Source organism: Agrobacterium sp. 22-3639C2 (assembly GCF_053522105.1).
In genome coordinates this window covers 955,772-981,559 of record NZ_JBNWDB010000001.1, presented here as the reverse complement: position 1 = coordinate 981,559, position 25,788 = coordinate 955,772, and the positions used below count along the sequence as shown (strand labels likewise).

Sequence of the window (25,788 nt, the reverse complement as noted above, 5' to 3'; positions counted from 1 at the left end):
CGGCGAAGTGTAGGCCAGCGCAGTCAATTGCCGGTGGGAACGGTCTTGCCCTTGCCGCGCTCCAGCGCAACGGTCAGCTTGGCAACGGCAAACCGGAGGCTGCGCATGAGGAAACGGCTGGTTTCCAGAAAAGTGCGGTAGGGCAGCACGCTGAAGTAGCGCCAACCGGGCAGACGGTATATCCGCAGATTGTTCTGGATCTGGCTTTCCCCGTCCGCATCCTGCGTGGCGCAGAGTGGGTAAATGAAGGCTGCCCTCAGGCCAGCGAGATATTCCAGGTCGAAGGCAATATCGTAGGCAAGCCGCATGGGGATCAGCTTCGAGATCCATTTCCCGGCGCGGCGGTTGACGAGATATGCGCCCGAACCCTTTTCCCGCGTCAACGCAATTGCGAGTGAGCGCCCGCCAACGAGCTTGCGGAACGGAAACTTGCGACCGTTGCTGACCGTGGTCAGCCGAAGCAGATCCCAGTCGCTTCCATTAACTATCGCCTCGTCGATTGCTTCCAGGAAATCCTTTTCGAAGATGACATCGTCTTCAAGAATGAGCGCGATATCGGCATCGCTGCCCATGAACCTGTTGGCACAGGCGACATGGCTGAGATAGCAGCCGATTTCCGGTGGCGAGGTGCGGCGGCCATGCATGAGCATGTAGGAAAGCTCGCTGAATTCCGGGATAGGATAATTCAGTTCACGGCCATTGACGCCTGGGACCCGCTCTGCCTTCAGCCCGATGGCGTCGAGGCGTGCGTTCATGTCCTCGAGGCGCTTGGTGGCGCTGTCCATATTGATCAGGAAAACGGCAAGCTTGCGCCCGCTTTTCGGTAAAATATGCAAAGCAGTCCTCGCCCGGTTTCTGCACCCTGTTGCAACTCCTTTATTGCAACGGCGTGACGGGGGCTATGGAAAAAACTGCATTCGCACACTCATAGTTGTCGAATCAAACCTTTTCCACAAATCCATCCAGCACACGCTTTTGTCCGGCGCGGTCAAAATCGATGGTCAGTTTGTTACCCTCGATGGCGGAGATGTTGCCATTGCCGAATTTGATATGGAAAACGCGGTCTCCGACCACGAATTTCGACGGTGTGTCGGCAACCGATTTGGCCACCAGTTCGCCGTCGATCGTGCGGGCGCGGGGCCCGCTTTCGCCATAACCAATCCGCTCGACCGCATGGCCGGAGCGTGTGCCCCAGTTATCGCGGGTCGCGTCGGACTTGTTGGCCTGGGCACGTTTCCAGCCGGGGGTGGAGTAGTTGTTAGCGAAGGGCTCCGCCTTGTCGAAACGGGACTGGCCATAACCGCCGCGTCCGCCGTAACCACCGTAATTGCTGTCGGATGCCGCGACATCCACGTGCGCTGGCGGCAGTTCATCGAGAAAACGCGAGGGCAGGGTGGATTGCCACAGACCATGGATACGCCGGTTCGATACGAACCAGATATGGCATAGCTTCTTGGCGCGGGTGATGCCGACGTAGGCTAGACGACGTTCTTCCTCCAGACCGGAGCGGCCGCCTTCGTCCAGCGCCCGCTGGTGCGGGAACAGACCTTCTTCCCAACCGGGAAGGAAGACGGTGTCGAATTCCAGCCCCTTGGCGGAATGCAGCGTCATGATGGAGACGGCATCGAGATTTTCGTTCTGCTCGGCATCCATGACGAGCGCGACATGCTCGAGGAAACCGCGCAGGCTTTCGAAGGCCTCCATCGAGCGAATGAGTTCCTTCAGGTTTTCCAGTCGGCCGGGCGCTTCCGCCGTCTTGTCGGCCTGCCACATGGCCGTATAGCCGCTTTCGTCAAGGATCTGCTCGGCAAGCGTGGTGTGTTCGGTGTTTTCCAGAAGCCCCTGCCAGCGGCGGAAATCCTGCACCACGTCGAACAGCGCCTTGCGCGCCTTCGGTTTCAGCTCGTCGGTCTCGATGATGTCGGTCGCTGCCGCCAGCATCGGAATGTCGCGGGCGCGGGCGTAATCATGCAGATTGCGGATGGTCGTGTCGCCCAGGCCGCGCTTGGGGGTGTTGACGATTCGCTCGAAGGCCAGATCGTCGGCCGGCTGGCAGACAAGGCGGAAATAGGCCATGGCATCGCGGATTTCGAGACGCTCGTAGAAGCGCGGACCGCCGATCACGCGGTAATTGAGGCCAAGCGTGACGAAACGGTCTTCGAACTCGCGCATCTGGAAGGAGGCGCGAACGAGAATGGCCATGTCGTTCAGCTTATGGTTCTTGCGCTGAAGCTGCTCGATTTCTTCACCGACGGCGCGGGCTTCCTCTTCGGAATCCCAGGCCGCATGCACCACGACCTTCTCATCGTCGGGGCTGCTGCGCTCGGTGAACAGGGTCTTGCCGAGACGCCCTTCATTATGGGCGATCAGATGGCCGGCGGCGCCCAGAATATGCTCGGTGGAGCGGTAGTTGCGCTCCAGCTTGATGACCTTGGCACCGGGAAAATCCTTGTCGAAGCGCAGGATGTTGTCCACTTCGGCGCCGCGCCAGCCATAGATCGACTGGTCATCGTCGCCGACGCAGCAGACGTTTTGCGGCTCGCCTTTGGGGCGCTGGGCAAGAAGCCTGAGCCACATATATTGCGCCGTATTGGTGTCCTGATACTCGTCCACCAGAATGTAGCGGAATTTCTGGTGGTACTCCTTCAGAATATCGGGATTGCGGCGGAAGATGCTGATGGGGTGCAGCAGAAGATCGCCGAAATCGCAGGCGTTCAGCGTTTTCAGCCGGTTCTGATAGGCCGTGTAAAGTTCGCGGCCCTTGCCATTGGCAAAGGCGCGGGAATCGCCTTCGGGAATATCCGGCGGCGTCAGCCCCTTGTTCTTCCAGCCGTCAATCATGCCGGCGAATTGTTTGGCCGGCCAGCGCTTGTCATCAAGACCTTCGGCCTGGATAAGCTGTTTGATCAGCCGCACCACATCGTCGGTGTCGAGAATGGTGAAATCAGACTTCAGGCCGATGAGTTCGGCATGGCGACGCAAGAGCTTTACACCGATGGAGTGGAAAGTGCCGAGCCAGGGCATGCCCTCAACCGCGCCGCCAACCAGAACGCCAATACGTTCCTTCATCTCGCGGGCGGCCTTGTTGGTGAAGGTCACGGCCAGAATCTGGCTGGGATAGGCGCGTCCGGTCGCCAGAATATGGGCGATGCGGGTGGTGAGAACGCGGGTCTTGCCGGTGCCGGCGCCCGCAAGCACCAGAACCGCGCCGTCCAGTGTCTCCACGGCTTCGCGCTGCTCCGGGTTGAGGCCGGAAAGATAGTCGGGCGTGGGCCGGGCCTGATCGCGTGCCGCCATGGCGCGCGCGGCAATGCCAAGCCCGCCGGCGTTGCCTGCATCGGCATTGTTCGTCGCCTTGCGCGGCACCTCAGGTTCTTCGTCGAAGAACGGCATATCGTCAAAACTGTTGCTCATGCGGCCCAATGTAGTGATTCGGGATATAAAGGCTAGAACCGTGTTCTGCTTTTATTCCGGTATCATCCGTCAAAACGCCTATTCCAAGACGTTTTTTCGTCTCAGGCCCGCCTGTCGGCATCAAAAGCCGTGTCCACCGGCAATTGCAGCGCCACGGCCAGTTGGTTGGTCTTGGCGGCAAGGGCGATGACGCGCATGAGATCGGCATGCTGTTCGCCCGTCATGCCCTTGGCTTTTGCAGCCGCGGTATGAGAGTGGGCGCAGTAGGAGCAGCCATTGGTGACGGAAACGGCGATATAAAGCATTTCCTTCACCAGCGGATCGAGCGCTGAAGGTGTGGCCATCACCGCCTTGACCTCGGCCCAGGTCTTTTCCAGAAGATCGGGGTCGAAGGCGAGGTAGATCCACATATTGTTGATGAAATCCGATTTCCGCGTTGTGCGGATATCGTCGAACACAGCCTTGACGCGCGGGTTGGCTTCAGGATTTTCGGCTTTCGTTACGGTGCTCATGCATTCCTCCGGTCATGGCTATTTCAGCTGCAGATTACCGGATTGGCGAATGTTTGCGACAGAAATGGCCGTCAGTGCGCTTTCGACGATAATTCATCACAAATTACAATTATGTAAGGAACGGATTTGTGCGTTGCCTTCGTTAAGGCATGCGGGAATACTTCTACCGTTCCGAAAAGCTCTTTTCGGGGCGGGTTTATGCTGTGCGGATAATCGGAGAATTGTATGCGGGTGTGGAAACAGGTGGGTGTCTGTCTTGCTGTGGCGGGAGCAGGACTCTGTCTTTGGGGGTTTTATTCACCCGAAGCGCGGAATCTGCTCGCGGGTATCGGCATCGGCAAAACACCTGTTGGCGCGGTCGAGGTTGCCGCATCCGGTGCCAGAACACCTGGTTCGTCATCCGGCCAAAATGCCGGCGCCGCACGCCGCGATGGCAATGCGACCCTGGTGGCGATGGCCCCGGTCAAGCAGGGCACGGTCAATGACAGGCTGAACGCCATCGGCAGTGGCGAGGCCATCCAGTCGGTCGTCGTCATGCCGCAGACATCAGGCACGCTTTCGGAAATCCGCATTTCATCCGGCGCCCGCGTCGTAAAGGGGCAGGTGCTCGCGCGGCTCGATGACGAGGAGCAGGTGATCGAGCGGGACAAGGCGCAGGTTGCGCTACGCAGCGCCGTCGAAAAATCGAGTTCCTACAGTAACCTGAAATCCGTATCCCGCCTTGATGTGCTGGATGCGCAGATTGCCGAGGAAGCCGCCAAGCTTGCACTGAGCACCGCCGAGCTGAACCTCAGGCGCCGCGACATCGTCGCACCGATTGAGGGTGTTGTCGGGATCGTGGCCGCCAATATCGGCGACAATGTCACCACGCAATCTACGATCGTCGGCATTGATGACCGTTCTCAAATTCTGGTCAATTTCTGGGCGCCGGAACGGTTCGTAACTGCAATTACCGTCGGAATGCCTGTAGAGGCCACCTCGATTTCACGCCCCGGCGAGACGTTCAAGGGTGAGGTCGAGGCCGTCGACAACCGTGTCGACGCCGCAAGCCGTACCATCCGCATCCGGGCACGGTTTGCTAACGACAAGGATGAGCTTCGGGCCGGTATGTCCTTCGGTGTTACCATGCGTTTTGCCGGAGAGACCTATGCATCCGTCGATCCGCTGGCCGTGCAGTGGGATGCCGAAGGTTCCTATGTCTGGCGCGTGACCGACAATAAATCGGCCAAGGTGCGGGTGCAGATCGTGCAGCGTAACCCCGATGCCGTTCTCGTGAAAGCGGAACTGGCGGAAGGCGATCAGGTCGTGACCGAAGGATTGCAGCGGGTGCGGGAGGGTGGTGCCGTCCGTGTCGCAAGCCAGCCGAAGCCCGAGGAGGTTGCCAGCCAATGACGACTCAGTCGCCTTCGGGTCAGGATTCCAAGCTCGCCTTCACCGCACTGTTCGTTCGCCGGCCCATTCTGGCAGCGGTTCTCAATACGTTGCTTGTGGTTGCCGGCCTTGCCGCGCTGGTTGGCGTTGAGGTGCGCGAGTTGCCGGATGTGGACCGGCCGTCCATCAGCGTCAGGACGACCTATGAAGGTGCGGCGCCCGAAACCATCGATCAGGAAGTGACGCAGACCATCGAGGGAGCTGTTGCGCGCGTCAGCGGCGTCAAAACCATCTCCTCCAATTCGCAATTCGGCACCAGCCGCGTAACGATGGAATTCGGCGACAATGTCGATATGGCCGTTGCCGCAAACGATGTGCGCGATGCCATTGGCCGCGTAACCAACCAGTTGCCTGATGATGCTGACGAGCCGCAGATCATCAAGGCGGATTCCGACAGCCAGCCGATCATGCGTCTTGCCGTCACTTCGTCCACGCTCAGCATGGAAGATCTGACCAAGCTGGTGGATGACGAGGTCATCGACCGCCTTGCCGCCGTCGACGGCGTGGCGGATGTGGAGCTTTACGGCGATCAGGAAAAAGTCTTCCGCGTCGATCTCAATCAGGCCGCACTTGCCAGCCGTGGTCTGACGGTGACGGATATTTCGACCGCGCTGGCCAGTGCCGCGCTTGATGTGCCGGCGGGATCGCTGAAAAGTTCGACGCAGGACATCGTCGTGCGCGCGACCGCGAGCCTCACGAAGCCTGAGGATTTTTCCAACCTTCTGATCAAGGACAATATCCGCCTGCGCGATGTGGCAACCGTGATGCTGGGTGCGGATGACGAATCCACCTCGCTGCGGTCCAATGGTGTGCAGGGCGTGGGTCTCGGCGTCATCCGGCAGGCGCAGTCCAATACGCTGAATATCTCCACCGGCGTGAAGGCTGCCGTCGAGGCCATGTCGGTCAACCTGCCGCAGGGTACGCGCATCGTGGTGACCAGTGACGACGCCGTCTTCATCGAAGGCGCGTTGCACGAGGTGGAACTGGCGCTTGGTCTTTCCGCGCTGATCGTGGTTGTGGTGCTCTACCTGTTCCTGCGTGACTGGCGGGCAACCCTCATTCCGGCGATCACCATGCCGGTGGCTTTGATCGGCACGATCATCGCCATCTACATGGTCGGATTCTCGATTAACATCCTTACGCTGCTCGCCATCGTTCTGGCGACGGGTCTGGTGGTCGATGATGCGATCGTGGTGCTGGAAAATATCGTGCGCCGCCGTGCGGAGGGCATGGGGCCGCGCGCTGCCGCTGTTCTCGGCACGCAGGAAGTGTTCTTCGCGGTGATTGCGACGACGGCGACACTTGCCGCAGTGTTCATTCCGCTCTCCTTCCTGCCGGGCCAGCTGGGTGGCCTTTTCCGTGAATTCGGTTTCGTTCTCGCCTTCGCTGTCGGTCTTTCCTCCATCGTGGCCCTGACGCTTTGTCCGATGCTCGCTTCGCGGATGCTGAAAGACGGATTGAAGGAACCCACGGGACCGCTGGCGTGGTTCGGCAATGTCTTTGCCTCCACCTACGAGAAGACGCTTTCCGCCTGCCTCAACAACCCGCTCATCGTCATCATCGTTGCGCTCGTCTTTTCGGGCCTGTCTTGGATTGCCTTCGGCATGATCCAGAACGAACTGACGCCGCGCGAGGACCGCGCCTCGGTGATGATGCGTGTGACAGCGCCGCAGGGTGTCAGCCTCGACTATACGCGCGACCAGTTGCAGCGGATCGAGGAAAATCTCCAGCCGCTGCGCGACAGTGGCGAAATCCGCAATATTTACTCCATCACCGGTATGAACGGTTCCTCCAACACCGGTTTTCTGGTGCTGACGCTGGCGCCGTGGGCTGATCGCGACCGCACGCAGAACCAGATTGCCGCCGATGTTACCGCTGCCGCCAACAAGGTGCCGGCGCTGCGCGGCAACGCCATGCAGCCGAACAGCCTGCGCATTCGCGGTGCGGGCAACGGCCTGCAGATGGCAATGGTCGGCAGCAATTATCAGGCACTGACGGCTGCGACGCAGAAACTACTGCTTTCCATGGAGGAAAGCGGCCTGTTCGAAACGCCGCGTTTGGACAACGAGCCCAACCAGGCGCAGCTATCCGTCTCCATCGACCGTGAGCGCGCCTCCGATCTCGGCATTGATATCACCGGCCTGTCACGCGCCATGCAATCGCTGCTGGAAGGACGTTCGGTTGTCGACGTCTTCGTGGATGGGGATGCAATCCCGGTCCGGCTGCTGTCCTCCACCCGGCCGATCAACGACCCGACCGATCTCGAAAACGTCTTCCTGAAAACAGGTGACGGCAAGATCGTGCCGATGTCGGTCATTGCCACCCTGAAGGAAAATGCGGTGGCGCCGCAGCTGAACCGCGAGCAGCAGCTTCCCTCCGTCGGCTTTACCGCCAATCTCAAGGACGGCGTTTCGCTCGGTCAGGCTCTGGAAAAGGTGAACGAACTCTCACAATCCCTCCTGCCGCCCGGCGCCCGCCTTCTGCCGCTCGGCGAGGCGGCGACGCTTGAGGAGAATTCGAGCGGCATGCTGCTGACCTTCGGTTTCGCCATCGCCATCATCTTCCTGGTCCTGGCCGCGCAGTTCGAAAGTGTCCTGAGTTCGATCATCATCATGTCGACGGTGCCGCTCGGTCTTGCCTGCGCGGTTATCGCGTTGCTAGTCACCGGATCCAGCCTCAACGTTTATAGCCAGATCGGGCTTGTGCTTCTGGTGGGCGTGATGGCGAAGAACGGCATTCTCATCGTGGAATTCGCCAACCATCTGCGTGACCAGGGCGCCACCGTGCGCGAAGCCATCGAAAAAGCCACCAGCATCCGCCTGCGCCCGGTGATGATGACAATGATCGCGACCATTTTGGGCGGCGTGCCGCTGGTGCTGGCGCAGGGAGCAGGGGCTGAAGCACGCATCGCGCTCGGCTGGGTCATCGTCGGCGGTCTGGGTTTTGCGACGCTGGTGACGCTTTACATCACCCCGGTTTCCTACCTGCTGATTGCCCGTTTCGCCAAACCGCAAGCCGATGAGGAAATCCGCCTCCACCGCGAACTGGAACTTGCCGCGCGTCGGAAGGCGCTTGAGGAGGACAAGCAGCTGCTTGCGGCGGAATAAACGGTCCTCGCCAAATGTGTCCCGCGCAATCGCGATGCTGGACAAAGCCTTAACCTTATCCCATACCACCCAACGGAATTTCGTAACGGATCGAGTCCGTTACGGCGGTATCTTGCGGTGGAGATGGACGATGGCGCTGAAAGATGTGGTCGCGGGAAAACGCAATGAGGAAGGCATCGCGTCGGTGCTTGCAGCGCTGAAGCAGCAGCTGGGTGACAAGCTCCAGACTGGGCAGGCGTTTCGCGAGCAGCATGGCCATACCACCACCTATCTGACCTTGCAGGCGCCCGACGGTGTCGTTTTTGCCGAGAGCGCCGATGACGTGAAGGCCGTGGTGAAAGCCTGCGCGCTCTATAAGGTGCCGGTCATTCCCTTCGGAACTGGCTCTTCACTGGAAGGACAGGTCAATGCGCCTGATGGCGGAATATGCATCGATTTCAGCCGGATGAATCGCATCATTGAGGTAAACGCCGAAGATCTTGACGTGACGGTGGAGCCGGGTGTGACGCGCGAGGACCTTAACGTCTATCTGCGTGATACCGGCCTGTTCTTTCCGATCGATCCGGGTGCCAATGCCTCTATCGGCGGCATGGCCTCCACGCGAGCTTCCGGCACCAATGCCGTGCGTTACGGCACGATGAAGGACAATGTTCTGGCCGTTACCGCCGTCGTCGCCAATGGTGAAGAAATCCGCACTGCTCGCCGCGCCCGCAAGTCGTCGGCCGGTTACGATCTGACGCGGCTTTTCGTCGGCGCCGAGGGCACGCTTGGGGTTCTGACCTCGGTTACGCTGCGGTTGCAGGGCATCCCGGAAAAGATCGCCGGTGGCGTCTGCACCTTCGACAGTATTCAGGCGGCCTGTGACGCCGTTATCATGACGATCCAGATGGGTGTTCCGGTTGCGCGCATCGAACTGCTTGATGAAGTGCAGGTGCGGGCCTGCAATGCCTATTCCGGCCTGAACTACGCGGAAAAACCGACGCTGTTCGTGGAGTTCCACGGCACCGAAGAGACGGCGGCCCTGCAATCGCAGCAATTTGCAGAGATCGCGGCGGAATGCGGCAGCGTCGATTTCCGCTGGACCAGCGATGCGGCCGAGCGCAACAAGCTGTGGAAGGCCCGGCATGACGCTTATTGGGCCTCGCGGGCGCTTGCGCCGCATCTCGACGGTTTGTCCACCGATGTCTGCGTGCCGATTTCGCGGCTGGCGGACTGCGTGGTGGAAACGCAGCGGGATATCAAGGAAAACGGCTTTCTGGCGCCGATCGTCGGTCATGCCGGCGACGGCAATTTCCATGTACTCATCCTGTTCGATGGCAAGGATGCCGAAAGTGTCGCCAAAACCGAAGCTTTCGTTGCGCGTCTCAATCGCCGGGCCATCGCCATGGACGGCACCTGCACCGGAGAACACGGCATCGGCCAGGGCAAGATGAGTTTTCTGGCCGAAGAAGCGGGAAATGCGCTGGATGTGATGCGCGCCATCAAAACGTCGCTCGACCCCGATAACATCTTCAATCCAGGCAAACTGTTCCGTCTTGTCTGATCATTCTCACAATTGATTGGTACAAAAGGCTGCTTGCCGTTAAGGCAAATAAGAATAGGTTTGCAGCGTTCGCGAAGGGAGAAGCAGTTCAGTGCTCGGGCGTATTCTGGTTTTTCTGGGCGGACTGCTGGCCGTGGTGCTGTTTTCAGCGCTGCTCATTCCCTATTTCGTTGACTGGACGGATTTCCGCCGCGATTTCGAAGATCAGGCAAGCCGCATTCTGGGCAAGAAGGTGGTGGTGCACGGTCGCGTCGAAGCCCGGCTTCTCCCTTTCCCTTCGGTGACGCTGCATGACGTGCGCGCAGGAACGGATGCGGACGGATCGCCGCTCATTCAGGTGGCGCGTTTTTCCATGGATGCCGAGTTGGCGCCTTTCCTTTCCGGTGAAGCGCGTATCTTCGACATGCGCATCGAGGAACCCAAGGCCAAGATCCGGCTTTTGAAGGACGGCACTCTGGACTGGATGCGCGGCAGCCGGGCGGAAATTCCAGCCCGCACCGTGGTTCTGGAAAGTGTGCAGATCGAAGGCGGGCAGATCGAATTCATCGATGAGCAATCCGGCCGCAACCGTGTTGTGACGGGTCTTAACGCCGACATGTCCGCCAATTCGCTGGCCGGACCATGGAAGGCGGAAGGGCGCGCCGCCGTTGACGGGCATCCAGGCTCATTCTCGCTGTCCAGCAGTGAGCCGGATTATACCAATGGGCGCATGGGCCTGCGGATTCGCGTGGTGCCGGATGAACATCCGGTTGAGGTCGATCTGGACGGTGCGATTGCCGCGACTGCGGGAAAACCCGCCTATAGCGGTTCCTTCGCCTTCAGTTTCCGTGAAGGCCAAAAACAGAAGCAGCAGGGCGGGCAATCGCTGTTCTCGTCGCCGCGCACCCGCGGCAGCTTCGAACTGACGAATGAAAGCGTGCGCATACCGAGCTACCGCATGGAGCTCGGCGGCAACGAAAATCCTTACGTCGTGACCGGCGAGGCAACGCTGGATACCGGGGCCAAGCCGGAATTCCTGCTGACGGCGGATGGCCAGCAGATTGACGTCAATCGTTTCGCACCGCCCGTCGTGCAGACCGGCAAGACCTCGCGCCAGCCCACCGCCTCCGTGCGCCAGCGCATCGAGGCATTTGCCGCCATGGTCGCCCGCATTCCGGTTCCGCCGGTCCCGGGCAAGGCCAGCATCAGCCTACCGGCGCTGGTTTCCGACGACACGACCATTCGTGACATCCGGCTGGACGTGCGCCCTGATGGCAGCGGCTGGCAGGTGGTTAACGCCGTGGCAACGCTGCCCGGCAGGACGCAGCTGGAAGCCAAAGGTTCCCTGACGCTGCTGGATGGTCCCGCTTTCAACGGCAATCTGCTCGTTGCCTCCAACCAGCCATCCGGGCTGGCAAACTGGCTTTCCGGTTCTGTCGATCCGGCGATCCGCCAGCTCAATGCAGCCGGTTTTTCCGCCGACGTCTCGCTGACGACGCTGAACCAGCGTTTCGACAATCTCGAGCTTGCCATTGGCGACGCCTCTCTGAAGGGTAAGCTGGAACGGCGCTCTGACGGCAAGGCTTCCAATCTTTCGATCGATCTTGCCGGTAACGAGATTGATCTCGACGCCCTGAAGGCGCTTGGCAGCCTGGCGCTCGGCGATCAGGTCGGAAGTTCTGTTCTCGACCATCGCATTGACGCCAAGTTCAAGGCCGACCGGTTCAACATGGCCGGTGTAACTGCAAATCATGTGGAAACTGCCTTCACCATGGCGGGCGGCGTTCTCTCGCTTGAAAAGATGACGGCTGGCGATATCGCCGGTGCCGAAGTCAAGGCGAAAGGGCAGTTGCAGGGGTCGTTGCTGAAATATGCGGGCAAGGGCACGGTGAACCTGCATGCGACAGACATGCAGCCGTTCTTCGCCATGCTGCAGCAGAAATTGCCTGGTCATCCGTTCCTCAGCCGTCTGGCGGCGAGTTCGCCGTGGTACGCCAATTCCGACCTTGCCATGGATGTTTCGGTCAACAGCGAAAATGGCGGCGCCAATGTCGCCGTTTCCGGCACAGTCAACGGCAGCCGTCTGTCGGCCGTGGCCAAGATGCCGGATTTCCTGTCCATCACCGATGATACGGCGATGTCGCTGGAAGGGGTTTTGAAAAACCAGTCGACGGCGATCCTGTTCGGGCAGGCAGGGCTTGATCCCCTGCCGTTCGATGCCGACGGCGAAGGGCTGCTTTCCGTCAAGCTCAACGGCACGCTCGGTTCTCCCGTCCAGACCGATATCCGTTTCTCGACGGAGCGCACGCATTTCTCGATGATCGGGTCCTTTGCCGTTGCCGCCGCCAATTTCGGCGAGGGTAGTGCGGATCTGGCGCTCGAAAGCGCTGATATAGAGCCCTATCTCATCATGAACGCCGTTGGCCTGCCGCAGCTTGGTGGTGGCATGGCGCTGAAGGCGAACGGAAAAATGGCGGTGGATGCGCAGAAGATTGCGTTTTCCGCCCTCGGCGGGCAGGCGGGCGGCAACCCCTTCTCGGGCAGTCTGGCGTTCCAGCGCGCGGCCCCGCATTCCGTCACCGGTGATCTTGCCCTTCGGACCGTCGATCTTGCGTGGCTCGGAGATGCGATCTACGGACCGGTGATCGACCCGGAGACGGGCACGCTCAACGCCAAGCCGCTGGCCATGCCGGCTTTCCCGCAACTCAAGGCCACGCTGTCGCTGAAAGCGGAAAGTTTCGAGGCCGGTCCCTTCGGAACGGTCACGGGTCTGTCGACCAAGGTCACGCATGATGATGGCAATCTCGCGCTTGACGATATCGCCGGCACCTTCATGGGCGGAAAGCTGACCGGGCGGCTTGCCATGTCCACAGGCGAGGGAGCGGGCATTTTCCGCACCAAGATTGCGGTGAACGACGCCAATCCCGAGTCGATATTGTGGGCGAATGCCAACGGCCCGGTCGCGACGGGCCGGGTGGCGATCGATCTGACCGCCGAATCGACGGGCAAAAGCGTTGGTGAAATTTTGAAATCGGCAGGTGGCTCGGGGGAAGTGCGCGCCAGCGGGCTTGTGCTCAAAGGGCTTAATCCCGGCGCCTTTCCGCCGATCCTGCAGGCGGCGGAAGGCTTGCAGCAGCCGATCGACGCGCCAAAGGTTCGGCCGCTGGTGGATCAGAGCCTGTGGCAGGGCGAAATACCGCTCGGCAACGTAGCCCTGCCATTCACCCTGAATGGCGGCGCGCTGCACTTCCAGAATTTGCGCGCCGGGATCGATCCGGTGACGCTTACCGGAGATGCGACGGTCGATATTGCAGCATCGACCGTGAATGGCGATCTCGATCTTATCTTCAATCCCGGCACCGAAGTGGTTGCTGGCGCCGAACCGTCGCTGCGTCTCAACTATAACGGTCCGCTCGCCGCACCGGCTTTGACGACCGATGTTTCGGCGCTCGGCAATTATCTGTCACTCCGGGCTTTTGAAAAGGAACGCCGTCGCGTCGAGGCCATGCAGGCCAGCGTTCTCGAAAAGCAGCGCCTGCGTCGTGAAACGGCGCTTTATCGTTCTCAGGCGGCTGAACGTCAGGCTGAAAAGGAACGGGTGGAGGCGGAAGCCAAGGCCAAGGCCGAAGAGGAGGCGCGCCTCAAGGCGGCGGCAGAGGAGCGTCTGCGGCAGGAAAAGGAACAGCAGGAGCGGTTGCAACAGCAACAGCAACAGCAACAGCAGCAACCTGTTCCCGAGCGGCAATCAACGCCGGCCCTGACGGTGCCTCCAACTGAAGATGCGATCAGGCAACTGGCGCCCGAAAACGCGCCGGCCAATCCGTAAGTTTGCCGCGACGACGGCGCGTTTTGGGGAGAGGTTAGAGCCCGTGTCTCAGGGCGAATTTTGACGCGGTCCGGACAGCTGCCGCTTCGACCACTTTGCCAAAATTATCCGTTAGCCTGTTAAATCCAGGCTTCACGCTCGCCGAAGGGCGTGTCGGCATCAAAATTCTTGGTGCCGATCCTGCTGCTTTCCCCCGACAGGCTGGGCTTGTCCGCGCTGTTGCTTGAGGAAGCCGATTTGTCGGAGCTGTTTTCGAGTGCCTCGAGCTGCGCTTGCAGTGATGCAATAGTACTCTTCAGTTCTTCCTGTGCTTTCGCTTCGGAGGTCTGGGCGAGTTCTGACTGCTTTTCGGCAATCTGCGATTTCAGTTCGGCAACGCTTGAAGACGAGGTGGATGAAGAGGAGAGGACGGAAACAGCGATGCTCGTTCCCGAAGCGGCGGAAACCATGGGTCGCCTCGTGGCGTGCGGTCGGAAAGGAAAAGCTTGAAATACAAATCTGAAAGCAAGGCTACGCAGTACTGAAGCGCCTTGCAGTACAAATTAGCGCGCTAATGTTTAATGAATGCTTTCACGGCATTATGAGTTTTCGGCAAGAATGTTTGTAGTCGGAGAATGGCTGGATATGAGCCGGCGCATATGCGCGCCGCTGCAGTGTCATCTTTCGATGCCACCTTGCAGCAAGCTCACTTGCTCTTCAGCCAATTCAGTACATGGACCCGAAGGGATGAGGACAGATTGCTGTCGGCTGGCCGGTTGTCGTCTATTTCCGCAAGCAGGGCGGCGAAACTGATCTTGCGCTTTTCGGCGATGATTTTCAGCTCGTCCCAGAAGGCATCCTCGAGTGAAATGCTGGTGCGGTGGCCGTGCAATGTCGTGGAGTGCTTGCGGATCATCAGATCAATCTCTCCGGCTGGTCCGGTTGGGAATCTGAATCATGTCGTGCCTGCAAGCCTCTGTTTAGCGGTGTTTTTTCCGGTCTTCCGAAAGCTTGCCCTGGCAGGCCGGCTCTTCAATCCCTGTCGGTCCTGTCATCGTCCTTTTCAAGCCGCCCCTGATCGAGCGCCTTTGCGGCTTTTTCGTTAAGGGCCGATGTGAGGTTTTTTTCCGCTTTGGTGCGACCGAAGGACAGGCGGTTCTGATCCGCCTGTTTTTCTTTTTCGCTACGGGCTTTCTGCTTCCGGAACTGACGCAGATTGACGATATCGGCGGCCATGCGGATATGTCTCCTTGAGCTTCGCGCGGTCGGGCAAAAAGCCGTTATTGCTTCTTGCGGAAGGCGTCCAGAGAAACGACAGAGCCTTCCTTCTTTTCCTCACCGGACTTGGGCGTCTCGGACGTTGTAGCCGGCTTTGCCTCATGGGAAACGGGATAGGCGGTGATTTCGGCCTCTTCCAGCTCTTCCTCGTCTGCCAGGGGTACATCGAACTCAAGCTCGAAATTGACGGAAGGATCGTAGAAACCTCTGATGGCGTTATAGGGAACAACCAGCTTTTCCGGCGTATCCGAGAAGGACAGGCCGATTTCAAAGCCGATCTCCGTCACTTTCAGGTCCCAGAACTGATGCTGGATGACGATGGTCATCTGCTCGGCATATTTGGACTTGAGGTGCTGCGAAATCCGCACACCGGGCGCGCCGGTCAGAAATGTTATGAAGAAATGGTGGTCGCCGGGCAGGCGGCCGGTTGCGGCCACTTCACCCAAAACTTTGCGAATAACGCCGCGAAGGGCATCCTGTGCGAGAATGTCGTAACGGATATGATCCTGCCCCATGCGGTCCTGTCTTTCCCTTATTCGAACGTCTTTTAAAGCGCTGCGCACCAAGTGCGCCAAGGACGCTGTAACACTTTGAATCTTTGCGTAATCCGCAAGCCGGGATCAATTTCGATCCTGGCGGCTACGCATTACCCAAGTATACGCAATGTCCTGAACGGCAGCAACGGAAAAGCCGATGCTGTGTGCAAGTCAGCTATCATATAACCAATTCAGGCAAAATGGAGAAGGTGGAGGTTTCTGTTGCCAGGTACCTCCGAACCCCGCCTCACGGGGCTAACCGTGAGGACTTTAGAGCGGAATTCCCGCACCGCCATTAGGCAGCGAGAGCGTATTCCTTAGCGTTGTTGTCATTTGCAACTACACTTGTGACCCGATAACGGCGGTATCATGCCGAGCAAAAGTTCGATCTTTACGCCCTTGTCGATCCTATTTCGCCCCCATCAAAAGCCGGCCTTCATCTTGAAAAGCCGCCGGTTTTTGGTGGAGGCGCCGGGTACCGCCCCCGGGTCCAATAGGTTTATTACACCGACCGTTTATCGCCATAGCCGGGTTGCCCCGGCAAGGTTCATATAGGCGTTTCCCTTGGCCGAGAAAAGGGGCCGATGACAATTCCATGAAAAGATTTCGTGTTTGCCGCCCACAATTTAGACAATTCTTGACGACGAGGGATTGCTGACACATTCTCCCTACAACCGGTCACCACAAGCAACACCGGGCCGGGGACACACGAAGGAGTGGACATGACTGACTATCTCGCAGATGTGAAGAAATACGACGCAGCAGCCGACGAAGCGATTGTCGGCAAGATCGTCAAACATCTCGGCATTGCCCTGCGCAACCGGGATTCATCGCTGGTGTCCGCTTCCGATCCGGAAGAGCTTGCACGTGTGAAGGCGAACTGGTGCGGCAAGAAGCTTGGCGTGACCGATGACAGCGCCGACAAGGCGATCGATGCAACCGCCAAGGCCATGGCCGCAGACCGCTCCAAGTCGCGTGTGACCTTTTATTATCTGGTGGCCAAGGAACTGGGCAAACTCCAGTCGCTCTGATTTTTTCGCGGGGATAAGCGACCCGCTGGTGATTGGTTCTGTCGCCCTGTGTTATTATATTCCCTTGATATCAGGGAATCGGCGGCAGAACACATGAAACAATATCTCGATCTTCTCCGGCATGTGATGGATACCGGCTCCGACCGCGGAGATCGCACCGGCACGGGTACGCGTTCGGTCTTCGGTTACCAGATGCGTTTCGATCTTGCGGAAGGTTTTCCGGTTCTCACCACCAAGAAGCTGCATCTGCGCTCGATCATCCATGAACTCCTGTGGTTCCTGAAGGGCGATACCAATATCGCCTATCTTAAGGAAAACGGCGTTTCCATATGGGATGAATGGGCCGATGAAAATGGTGATCTGGGTCCGGTTTACGGAGCACAGTGGCGTTCCTGGCCGGCGCCCGACGGCCGCCACATCGACCAGATCGCGCTTTTGATCGAGGCCCTCAAAACCAATCCCAATTCCCGCCGCCACATCGTTTCGGCCTGGAACCCGGCGCTGGTGGACGAGATGGCGCTGCCGCCCTGCCATTGCCTGTTCCAGTTCTATGTTTCGGATGGAAAGCTGTCCTGCCAGCTTTACCAGCGCTCGGCCGATATTTTCCTCGGCGTGCCTTTCAATATTGCTTCCTACGCACTTCTGACGCTGATGGTGGCGCAGGTCACGGGGCTGAAGCCCGGCGATTTCGTCCATACGCTTGGTGACGCGCATATCTACGCCAACCATTTCGAGCAGGCGAAATTGCAGATGACGCGGACCCCCAAGGCCCTGCCGACGATGCGCCTCAACCCGGATGTGCGAGATCTCTTCTCCTTTAAGTTCGAAGACTTTACGCTGGAAAACTACGAGGCGGATTCAACCATCAAGGCACCGATCGCGGTATAAAATGGGGTGACTGGCCTTGTTTTGTATGGTGGTAAGGTGAGAGTTGTCATGTGACGCCAATTCTGACAAACAGACGCCGTTGGTATGAATGAAGTACCAGACGTGAGAAGTCAGAAGGTAAATTCGTGTCGAATAAAAAAAGAGCGAAGATGCCATCCGCGGTTTCCGTGGTGGCTAGAAGCTATCCTGATCGAATTATCGGTATAGAAAATAGACTGCCTTGGCGGCTTGGTACTGACTTGAAGAACTTCAAGGCTTTGACCTTGGATCATGCTATTATAATGGGAAGAAAAACCTTTGAATCCCTAGGCCGTCCGTTGCCGCGCCGAATAAATATTGTTCTTTCTCGCGACCATGTTCCTGATACTGAGAATGTAAAATGGGCTCAAAATCCTGAAACTGCGCTTTTGCTTGCTGATTTTTACTCAATATGCATGGGTAAAAAGCAGTTTTTTGTGATTGGCGGCGAAAATATATATGGTATTTTTGATAAATACATCAATAAAATATTTTTGACTGACGTCAATACTGGATCAATAAATGGGGATGCCAAGTTTGACTATGATTTTGATCCAGCGGAGTGGATATTCAAATACGAAAAGGAATTCCCTGAATCTGAGGTCGATGACTACTCTTTTCGCATATCCTATTTGGTAAGGCGTAGGCATGAGCATCGCCAACGCTTCATTGAGGAATTCAAAAAAAGTAACTCGATGTTTAACCGCCATTGGGACGACTATGCATCTGACGATTTGGTAAAAGAGGAGCGCAATATCGAACAAGCGCAACTCGATCTTATTGATCGATTGAAGGCGTAGTTCTGGAATTTCGTGGCCGGTGGCGGGGAAATCTACCGTCAGGCCATGCCGTTTGCCGATCAACTTTCCGTCACCCATGTGGCCGTAAAGCTTGATGGCGACACTTTTTTTCCGGAAATCGATCCCGCCGTGTTTGAAAAAATCGAGGAAAATGCCGTTCCCGCCGGGGAAAAGGACAATTATCCGGTTCTGTTCACCACTTATTTGCGCAGAGCCGCGTCAAAGTGAACTATTTACCCTGATTGGGTATTTAGTTACCACCTCTGCGTTGAAACACACGCTTCTCCTTCTTATAACGGGTCCATATTCCCGCCGCACGCGAGCAATCGCTTTCGAACGGGATCGGGAGAGGCTTTTATAAAGAGGTATTGATGCCCTGGAGCAATCAGAATGGCGGCGGCGGCCCTTGGGGCGGCGGCGGTGGTGGCGGAAACAACCAGGGTGGCGGTGGCGGCCCATGGGGGCAGGGACCTAACCGGCCTCGCGGCGGTGGCGGCGGCAATGGCGGCCCGCCCGATCTGGAAGAGATCATCCGGCGCAGCCAGGACCGCTTCAAGAATGTCCTGCCGGGCGGGTTCAATGGCGGCGCGATTGCGATCGTCGCTCTCGTCGTTCTGGTTTTCCTCGGCATTCAGTCCATCTACACCGTCCAGCCGGACGAGCGCGGCGTGGAGCTGCGTTTTGGTCGTCCGAAGGATGAGATTTCGATGCCCGGCCTGCATTTCCATCTGTGGCCGATCGAGACGGTTGAAATCGTCAAGGTGACCGAACAGCAGCAGAATATCGGTTCGCGCGCTTCGTCTTCTTCCGCGAACGGCGTGATGCTGACCGGTGACCAGAACATCGTCAACGTGCAGTTCTCGGTGCTCTATACGGTTTCCGATCCGAAATCCTACTTGTTCAATGTCGACAGCCCGGCTGAGACCTTGCAGCAGGTTTCCGAAAGCGCGATGCGCGAAATCGTCGGCCGTCGTCCCGCACAGGACATTTTCCGTGATAACCGTCAGGCGATCGCGGCGGATGTGCGCACCATCATCCAGTCCACCATGGACGGATACGGGGCCGGCATCTCCATCAATGCTGTCGCCATCGAAGACGCGGCGCCGCCGCGCGAAGTGGCCGACGCCTTCGACGAAGTGCAGCGTGCCGAGCAGGACGAGGACCGCTTCGTGCAGGAAGCCAACCAGTACGCCAACCAGAAGCTGGGTGCCGCACGTGGTCAGGCAGCACAGATCATCGAAGAGGCGAACGCTTACAAATCTCGTGTCGTCAACGAGGCAGAGGGTGAGGCACAGCGCTTCATTTCCATCTACGATCAATATCGCACGGCACCTGACGTGACCCGCCAGCGCATGTTCCTGGAAACGATGGAACAGGTCCTGAAGGGTTCCAACAAGGTCATCATCGACGAAAAACAGGGTGTGGTGCCTTATCTGCCTCTGAACGAGATCATGCGCGGCAATCCGGGCGCGGCACAGCAGGGAGGCAACTGATATGAGCAACCGTCTTACGGCCGTTCTCGTCGGTCTCGCCGCCGTGCTTTTCCTGGCCTATTCGTCGATCTTCGTCGTCACCGAGCGCCAGCAGGCCATCGTTGTACGCTTCGGTCAGATCCAGGACGTAAAAACGGCGCCGGGCCTCTATTTCAAGCTGCCCTTCGCCTTCATGGATGCCGATCGGGTGCAATATATCGAGAACCGGGCGCTGCGCTTCGATCACGACAACATCCGTGTTCAGGTTTCCGGCGGCAAGTTCTACGAGGTTGATGCCTTTGTGGTCTATCGCATCACGGATGCCCGCCGCTTCCGGCAGACGGTCTCCGGTGACCAGATGTCGGCGGAATCGCGTCTACGCACTCGTCTCGACGCATCGTTGCGCCGGGTCTACGGTCTTCGCGGCTTCGAATCGGCGCTTTCGGATGCGCGTGCATCGATGATGCAGGAAGTACGTGACGATCTGCGTCCCGATGCGGAATCGCTTGGCGTCAGCATCGTTGATGTCCGTATCCGCCGCACCGATCTCACGCAGGAAGTCTCGCAGCAGACCTTCGAGCGTATGAAGTCGGAACGACTGGCCGAAGCCGAACTGATCCGCGCCCGCGGTAACGAGGCGGCACAGCGTCGTCGCGCTATTGCCGACCGTCAGGTCGTGGAATTCGAATCCGACGCCCAGCGTCAGTCCGAAGTCCTGCGCGGTGAAGGCGATGCGGAGCGTAACCGGGTCTTCGGTGAAGCTTTCCAGCGCGACCCGAGCTTCTTCGAGTTCTATCGTTCCATGGCGGCCTATTCCAGCGCGCTGTCTGGAACCGGCACGACGCTGGTCCTGTCTCCCGACTCGACCTTCTTCCGTTATTTCAACGACATCAACGGTGCTCCATCCACGGCTCCGGCCGCACCTGCCGCACCGCCGGCAAATTGATAACGGATCGAATGATTTTGGAGGGGCCGGTTTTAACCGGCCCTTTCTTTTTGAGTGAATGGCTGGGTGGCAGCAAAGCGGAAAGGGGCAAAATCCTGTTGTCTCGCGCCCGGAAAGGGATATCCGTTTTCGCGCCGATGCTGTAGGCAGTGAGCAAGGCAGCCGGTGCTGTTCACGAAAAGGTATTTTTACACTTCATCATTCCGCCTTATGCTTTGACGATATATGCAGGGAATGACGATTTGAAACGCGAGGACGCTTATGGCCGTGACCCTTCTTTCGCCTTTTCGCAGCAGCATTGCCGCAGTCGCGGGCTTCGCACTTGTGGCGGGTAGCCTTTCGGCACCGGTTGCGGCATGGGCGCAGAGCCATGGGCCGGCATCGGTCGCCGATCTTGCCGCACCGCTTCTTGATGCGGTGGTGAATATTTCGACGTCGCAGAACGTCAAGACCGAGGGCAAAGGGCCTGTGCCGCCGAAACTGCCGGAAGGTTCGCCTTTCCAGGAGTTCTTCAAGGATTATTTCGACAACCAGAAACCGGAAGGCGGCGACAAGGTCAGTTCGCTGGGATCCGGCTTCGTTATCGATCCGGCTGGCTACATCGTCACCAACAATCACGTCATTGAAGGCGCAGACGCCATCGAGGTGATTTTCCCGAATGGTTCGAAGCTGAAGGCAACGCTGGTCGGCACTGATACCAAGACCGATCTTTCCGTTTTGAAGGTAGAGCCGAAGGCTCCGCTGAAGGCAGTCAAGTTCGGCGATTCGCGCAGCATGCGCATCGGTGACTGGGTCATGGCCGTTGGCAATCCCTTCGGCCTCGGTGGATCGCTGACTGTCGGCGTCGTTTCCGCGCGCGGGCGCAATATCAATGCCGGCCCCTATGACAACTTCATCCAGACGGATGCGGCAATCAACAAGGGTAATTCCGGCGGTCCGCTCTTCAACATGAAGGGTGAGGTGATCGGCATCAATACGGCGATCATTTCGCCGAGCGGCGGTTCGATCGGTATCGGTTTCGCGGTTCCGACGGAACTCGCCCAGAATATCGTTGAGCAGCTCATCCAATTCGGCGAAACCCGCCGTGGCTGGCTCGGCGTGCGCGTCCAGCCGGTTACCGACGACGTGGCCGCAAGCCTTGGCATGGAAGCGGCAAAGGGTGCCTTGATTTCCGGCGTGGCCAAGGGTGGCCCGGTAGAAAACGGCCCGATCCAGGCCGGCGATATCGTGCTGAAATTCGACGGCAAGGATATTCACGAGATGCGTGACCTCTTGAGGATCGTGGCGGAAAGCCCGGTCGGCAAGGAAGTCGATGTCGTGGTCTTCCGTGACGGCAAGGAAGAGACCGTCAAGGTAAAGCTTGGCCAGTTGCAGGATGCGCCCGATGAAAAGGCCGCAACCGACGATCCGCAGGCCGAGGACGGTGACGGCGGCATGGTCGTGCCTGATGACAAGGGCGGTTCCGACGATCAGGCGCAGGACCAGACGCCGGAGGTGCGCGAAGCGCCGCAGCGCGTGCTCGGCATGAACCTCGTAGTGCTGAGCAACGAGTTGCGGACGGAGAAGGGCATTGCCGAAAGCGTCGAAGGCGTGCTTGTCGCCAGCGTCGATCAGGGTTCGCCGGCCGAACAGAAGGGCATGAAGGCGGGTGATGTCATCGTCGAGGTTGGACAGGACTTCATGGAGGTTCCGGGCGACGTGCTTGTGCGTGTCAACGGCCTGAAATCCGAGGGTCGCAAGAATGCGCATATGATGGTTGCCGATGCACAGGGCAATCTGCGCGTCGTGGCGCTGCCGCTGGAGTAAAGCTTCTTTCGCCCGGTTCGGCAGGAATCGGGTGGCCGTGGTTCGGCTTGCTCTCTATTCCTCGGTCTCCGCCAAAGGAGGCCAAGGATATGAAATTATTAGACAACAAGGTTGCGATCATCACTGGCGCGTCATCCGGCATCGGCCGGGCGACGGCAAGGCTGTTTGCCGAACAGGGCGCGGCCGTCATTATCAACGCGCGTGGTGCCGAGGCACTCGAGGACGTGGCTTCCGCCATTCGCCAGGCCGGCGGTCGTGTTCACCCCGTGGCGGGTGACGTCACAGTTGCGGAAACCCATGCCCGTCTGACGGATGCGGCCATGACCGTCTTTGGCGGTCTCGATATCGCCGTCAACAATGCCGGTGCCGTTGGGGCAACAAAACCGCTTGCGGAGATTTCGGTAGAGGAATGGGATCACGTGATCACCGCCAACCTCACTTCCGCATTTCTCGGCGTGCGCAGCCAGATCCCTGCGATGTTGAAGCGGGGAGGAGGTTCGGTCGTCTTCATCTCCAGCTTCGTCGGCACCAGCGCCGGCATACCCGGCATGGCAGCCTATGGCACCTCCAAGGCGGCGCTGATGGGGCTGGTGAAGGGCATTACTGCCGACTACGCCTTCAAGGGAATTCGCGCCAATGCGCTGCTTCCCGGCGGAGTCGATACGCCGATGGCGGGAGATGCGGCCCAGAAGGAGTGGGCTGCAGGGCTGCATGCGATGAAGCGCATTGCGGAACCGGAGGAACTGGCGCAGGCCGCCCTTTTCCTCTCCAGCCCGATGTCGAGCTTTGTTGCCGGATCGGCCCTGTTTGCCGACGGCGGAAATGCGGCTGTGAAATAATTGCCGAACTGGCGGGCGAGGGCGCTACTGCGCCCGTCGTTCCCGCCACTCCGCGAGCGTCAGCGCATAGGTCACATGCGGGCGCAGATCCGGATGGGTGTCTTCCGGGACGCGCGGGTGGTCGAAGTCTCGTGACGGGTCACGCTTGAGGCCGATACGTTCCATCACCCGCGTCGAACGCTGGTTGTCATGGACGGCAAAGGAGACGATTTCCGGCGTTTCCTTTTCGTCAAAAGCCATGACGAGCAGCGATTGCGCGGCCTCGGTGACATAGCCGTGACCCCAGAAACGGGTGGCGAGCCGCCAGCCGATTTCCATGGTTCCGAGCGGGAAGGGCGGATCGAGGTTCATGACCGGCGATATGCCGCAAAATCCCATAACCTCGCCGGTTTCGCGCAGTTCCATGGCGTAGAAGCCGTAACCGCTGCCGCGGATCATGCCATTGATGGTTTCGAGAACCGCATCCGCTTCCGCATGGCTGCGGCGGAAGGGAAAAAATTCCATGACCTTTTCGTCGGCGTTGATTTCGCGGAACAGATTGCGGTCGCTCTCCTTCCACTCGCGCAGAATGAGCCTTGATGTTTCACGGATGATCATGGAACGACAAAATCCGTCTTGCGGTAACCCTGAATGTAAAGGAGTGCGGTCAGGTCGCCATGGTCGATGCGCATCTGCGCCTCGGCGGCGACGGCGGGCTTGGCGTGCAGGGCAACGCCCGCGCCGGCCAGATGCAGCATGCCGAGATCGTTGGCGCCATCGCCGACCGCCATTGCCTCGTCCGGCGAGATGCCGAGCTTTGCGGCGATATCGTTCAGCGCATCCACCTTGGCCTGTTTGCCGAGGATCGGTTCGGCAACGGTGCCATCCAACTGGCCATCGGCCTCGCCGAGAAGATTGGCGCGGTTCTCGTCAAACCCCAGCATCGCCGCCACCCGGCCGGTGAAGACCGTGAAACCGCCAGAAACGAGGGCGGTATAGTAGCCTTTCGCCTTCATGGTGGCGATCAGCTCCTTGCCGCCTGATGTCAGCGTGATGCGCTTTTCGATAACGTCATCGATGACGGAGACTGGCAGGCCCTTCAGCAGCGCCACGCGCTCGCGGAGCGCCGGCTCAAAAGCGATTTCGCCATTCATGGCGCGAGCGGTAATCGTGGAAACCTTGTCCTTCAATCCCACTTCGGCGGCCAGCTCGTCGATGCATTCCTGACCGATCATGGTCGAATCCATATCGGCGATCAGAAGCTTCTTGCGGCGCTTGTCCTGTTCCTGAACGACGATATCGATCGGCTGGCCCGAAAGCACGTCGGCAATCGCGTCACGTGCCTGTTCGGCATCGGTGCCAGAGGGCAGGGCAATATCGCAGGCGATGCCATCGGCCAGCCAGTAGAGACCGGATGCGTTTACGGCATTGGCGGCCGCTTCGCCGAGGGCCGGTGTCAGAACAGGATTTGACGGATTGGCGATAAGCGTGGCAACGAAAGCCATGATGAAAAACCTTGATGAGAATTTTGATGCGATCCTGATAACCGGCCCGACGGCAAGCGGCAAGTCCGCGCTTGCGCTTCGAATGGCGCGGGAGCGGAACGGTGTCGTGATCAATGCCGACAGCATGCAGGTTTATGACACGCTGCGGGTGCTGACCGCTCGGCCATCCGAGGAAGAAATGGCAGGCGTGCCACATCTGCTATACGGCCATGTGCCGGCAAGCAGTTCCTATTCAACGGGTGAATGGCTGCGGGACATTTCCGCCCTGCTTGGGGATTTGCGCAGGCAGCAGCGTTTTCCGGTCATCGTTGGCGGTACGGGGCTTTATTTCAAGGCACTGACGGGCGGCTTGTCCGATATGCCAGCCATTCCTGACGACATACGCGAGAGGCTGCGCGCCCGGCTGATCGAAGAGGGGTCAACGGTCCTGCACGCGGAACTGTCGCGGTGCGATCCCTTGATGGCACAGGGGCTTCAGCCGGGAGACGGCCAGCGGATCGTTCGGGCGCTGGAAGTCATGGAGGCGACCGGAAAGTCGATCATGGAGTTCCAAAAAGCCAGTGGTCCGATGATAGTTGATCCGGACCGAGCGGAGAAATTCGTGGTCCTGCCGGAACGGCCCGTGCTGCACGACCGCATCAATCGGCGGTTCGAAACCATGATGGAGAGTGGTGCTGTGGAAGAGGTGAGGGCTCTTCTCGCCCTGAACCTTGCGCCTGATGCCACAGCGATGAAGGCGATCGGCGTTTCCCAGATCGCCGATATGCTGGCTGGCGGTATGAGTGAGGCAGAGGTCATCGAAAAATCGGCGGCCGCGACCCGCCAATATGCCAAGCGGCAGATGACCTGGTTCCGCAACCAGATGGGGCCGGACTGGGCACGTATCCAGCCGTAGGGGC

The 25,788-nt window shown here is 58.9% G+C and carries 21 protein-coding genes, 1 other RNA gene and 1 pseudogene; 13 read left to right on the top strand and 10 right to left on the bottom strand.

Features of this window, described 5'->3' with window-relative positions:
- Positions 1–23 precede the first annotated feature (23 nt).
- The 3 genes from ACQZ6D_RS04900 to ACQZ6D_RS04890 all read right to left on the bottom strand — a co-directional run bounded on the left by ACQZ6D_RS04900 (position 24) and on the right by ACQZ6D_RS04890 (position 3,926).
- The gene (locus ACQZ6D_RS04900; RefSeq protein WP_065702365.1) at positions 24–836 is read right to left on the bottom strand and encodes a glycosyltransferase family 25 protein; all 813 of its coding nucleotides are present in this window, start codon (positions 834–836) and stop codon (positions 24–26) included.
- Positions 837–939: 103 nt separating this feature from the next.
- A complete protein-coding gene (locus tag ACQZ6D_RS04895; protein ID WP_065702534.1) occupies positions 940–3,414 on the bottom strand; it encodes an ATP-dependent helicase in 2,475 nt (824 codons plus the stop codon).
- 101 nt (positions 3,415–3,515) lie between these two features.
- Positions 3,516–3,926 carry a carboxymuconolactone decarboxylase family protein gene (locus ACQZ6D_RS04890; RefSeq protein WP_448729631.1) on the bottom strand — a complete coding sequence of 137 codons (411 nt, stop codon included), beginning with the start codon at positions 3,924–3,926 and terminating at the stop codon, positions 3,516–3,518.
- A 225-nt stretch (positions 3,927–4,151) separates the two neighbouring features.
- On the opposite strand from ACQZ6D_RS04890, the gene ACQZ6D_RS04885 reads away from it, so the two are divergent.
- From ACQZ6D_RS04885 to ACQZ6D_RS04870, 4 genes are all read left to right on the top strand, one after another.
- Positions 4,152–5,318 (top strand): efflux RND transporter periplasmic adaptor subunit, encoded by a 1,167-nt coding sequence (locus tag ACQZ6D_RS04885; protein ID WP_065659206.1) that lies wholly within the window; start codon positions 4,152–4,154, stop codon positions 5,316–5,318.
- Positions 5,315–8,464 carry an efflux RND transporter permease subunit gene (locus tag ACQZ6D_RS04880; RefSeq protein WP_065702366.1) on the top strand — a complete coding sequence of 1,050 codons (3,150 nt, stop codon included), beginning with the start codon at positions 5,315–5,317 and terminating at the stop codon, positions 8,462–8,464. Before ACQZ6D_RS04885 ends, ACQZ6D_RS04880 begins: the two co-directional genes overlap by 4 nt.
- Positions 8,465–8,594: 130 nt before the next feature.
- Entirely contained in the window at positions 8,595–10,007 is a 1,413-nt protein-coding gene (locus ACQZ6D_RS04875) for an FAD-binding oxidoreductase (RefSeq protein WP_038491558.1), read from the top strand.
- A gap of 91 nt (positions 10,008–10,098) precedes the next feature.
- A complete protein-coding gene (locus ACQZ6D_RS04870) occupies positions 10,099–13,812 on the top strand; it encodes an AsmA family protein (RefSeq protein ID WP_448729630.1) in 3,714 nt (1,237 codons plus the stop codon).
- Positions 13,813–13,931: 119 nt separating this feature from the next.
- On the opposite strand, the gene ACQZ6D_RS04865 is transcribed toward ACQZ6D_RS04870, so the two are convergent.
- The 5 genes from ACQZ6D_RS04865 to ssrA form a co-directional block, all read right to left on the bottom strand.
- Positions 13,932–14,261, bottom strand: coding sequence for a hypothetical protein (locus ACQZ6D_RS04865; protein ID WP_013636482.1), 330 nt, complete (start codon positions 14,259–14,261; stop codon positions 13,932–13,934).
- 236 nt (positions 14,262–14,497) lie between these two features.
- Positions 14,498–14,707 (bottom strand): ribbon-helix-helix domain-containing protein, encoded by a 210-nt coding sequence (locus ACQZ6D_RS04860; protein ID WP_013636481.1) that lies wholly within the window; start codon positions 14,705–14,707, stop codon positions 14,498–14,500.
- A 116-nt stretch (positions 14,708–14,823) separates the two neighbouring features.
- Entirely contained in the window at positions 14,824–15,027 is a 204-nt protein-coding gene (locus ACQZ6D_RS04855) for a DUF4169 family protein (protein ID WP_013636480.1), read from the bottom strand.
- 44 nt (positions 15,028–15,071) lie between these two features.
- Positions 15,072–15,584, bottom strand: a complete 513-nt coding sequence (locus ACQZ6D_RS04850; protein ID WP_003513127.1) for an SspB family protein — start codon at positions 15,582–15,584, stop codon at positions 15,072–15,074.
- 229 nt (positions 15,585–15,813) lie between these two features.
- Positions 15,814–16,186, bottom strand: a transfer-messenger RNA (tmRNA) gene (ssrA, locus tag ACQZ6D_RS04845).
- Positions 16,187–16,327: 141 nt separating this feature from the next.
- On the opposite strand from ssrA, the gene ACQZ6D_RS04840 reads away from it, so the two are divergent.
- From ACQZ6D_RS04840 to ACQZ6D_RS04805, 8 genes and pseudogenes are all read left to right on the top strand, one after another.
- On the top strand, positions 16,328–16,636 hold the full coding sequence (locus ACQZ6D_RS04840; protein ID WP_003513125.1) for a DUF2853 family protein: 309 nt from the start codon (positions 16,328–16,330) through the stop codon (positions 16,634–16,636).
- Between the two features lie 93 nt (positions 16,637–16,729).
- A complete protein-coding gene (locus ACQZ6D_RS04835; RefSeq protein ID WP_013636479.1) occupies positions 16,730–17,524 on the top strand; it encodes a thymidylate synthase in 795 nt (264 codons plus the stop codon).
- Positions 17,525–17,649: 125 nt separating this feature from the next.
- Positions 17,650–18,342 carry a dihydrofolate reductase gene (locus tag ACQZ6D_RS04830; RefSeq protein ID WP_141680481.1) on the top strand — a complete coding sequence of 231 codons (693 nt, stop codon included), beginning with the start codon at positions 17,650–17,652 and terminating at the stop codon, positions 18,340–18,342.
- A gap of 9 nt (positions 18,343–18,351) precedes the next feature.
- Positions 18,352–18,570, top strand: a pseudogene (locus ACQZ6D_RS04825) (dihydrofolate reductase); the annotation flags it as partial.
- A gap of 143 nt (positions 18,571–18,713) precedes the next feature.
- Positions 18,714–19,835, top strand: a complete 1,122-nt coding sequence (gene hflK / locus ACQZ6D_RS04820) for an FtsH protease activity modulator HflK (protein ID WP_003513120.1) — start codon at positions 18,714–18,716, stop codon at positions 19,833–19,835.
- Position 19,836: 1 nt separating this feature from the next.
- Positions 19,837–20,760, top strand: a complete 924-nt coding sequence (gene hflC / locus ACQZ6D_RS04815) for a protease modulator HflC (RefSeq protein WP_003513118.1) — start codon at positions 19,837–19,839, stop codon at positions 20,758–20,760.
- Positions 20,761–21,021: 261 nt separating this feature from the next.
- Positions 21,022–22,566, top strand: coding sequence for a Do family serine endopeptidase (locus tag ACQZ6D_RS04810; protein WP_003513113.1), 1,545 nt, complete (start codon positions 21,022–21,024; stop codon positions 22,564–22,566).
- A gap of 89 nt (positions 22,567–22,655) precedes the next feature.
- On the top strand, positions 22,656–23,405 hold the full coding sequence (locus tag ACQZ6D_RS04805) for an SDR family oxidoreductase (protein WP_065702368.1): 750 nt from the start codon (positions 22,656–22,658) through the stop codon (positions 23,403–23,405).
- Between the two features lie 24 nt (positions 23,406–23,429).
- Here ACQZ6D_RS04805 and ACQZ6D_RS04800 read toward each other — a convergent pair whose 3' ends face one another.
- Both ACQZ6D_RS04800 and serB read right to left on the bottom strand, forming a co-directional pair.
- The gene (locus ACQZ6D_RS04800; protein WP_065702369.1) at positions 23,430–24,002 is read right to left on the bottom strand and encodes a GNAT family N-acetyltransferase; all 573 of its coding nucleotides are present in this window, start codon (positions 24,000–24,002) and stop codon (positions 23,430–23,432) included.
- Complete coding sequence (gene serB, locus ACQZ6D_RS04795; RefSeq protein WP_003513107.1) at positions 23,999–24,889, bottom strand: phosphoserine phosphatase SerB; 891 nt, start codon at positions 24,887–24,889, stop codon at positions 23,999–24,001. The genes ACQZ6D_RS04800 and serB overlap by 4 nt, the downstream gene beginning before the upstream one ends.
- On the opposite strand from serB, the gene miaA reads away from it, so the two are divergent.
- Positions 24,888–25,784: a tRNA (adenosine(37)-N6)-dimethylallyltransferase MiaA gene (miaA, locus tag ACQZ6D_RS04790; RefSeq protein ID WP_065702370.1), complete on the top strand. Its 897-nt coding sequence runs from the start codon at positions 24,888–24,890 to the stop codon at positions 25,782–25,784. The genes serB and miaA overlap by 2 nt on opposite strands.
- The last annotated feature ends 4 nt before the right edge of the window (positions 25,785–25,788 follow it).